1 protein-coding gene is annotated in these 207 nt (G+C 38.2%); it reads left to right on the top strand.

Annotation, left to right across the window (positions count from 1 at the left end; all coding sequences use genetic code 11):
• The first annotated feature begins 19 nt into the window (after positions 1-19).
• Entirely contained in the window at positions 20-112 is a 93-nt protein-coding gene (locus tag HMPREF2658_RS14590) for a type I toxin-antitoxin system Fst family toxin (RefSeq protein ID WP_001791613.1), read from the top strand.
• The last annotated feature ends 95 nt before the right edge of the window (positions 113-207 follow it).

The following is a 207-nucleotide window of genomic DNA, read 5'->3' as shown; positions in this document are numbered from 1 at the left end:
AGAGAGGAGGTGCATTACTTTGCTAATCATTTTCGTTCACATCATAGCACCAGTCATCAGTGGCTGTGCTGTTGCGTATTATACTTATTGGCTTAGTAAACGCAACAAATAATTAATAGGCGACTTTATAAGCCAGCATCGAAAAAATCCCCACACTACTGCAATAGTGTGGGGATTGGTGCATTAATTGTTAATCATTTTCGTTAT

The organism is Staphylococcus sp. HMSC062H10, assembly GCF_001836945.1.
Taxonomy (GTDB): domain Bacteria; phylum Bacillota; class Bacilli; order Staphylococcales; family Staphylococcaceae; genus Staphylococcus; species Staphylococcus aureus.
Note: the sequence above shows the minus strand (reverse complement) of the source record. Positions and strands in the feature narration are given on the sequence as shown.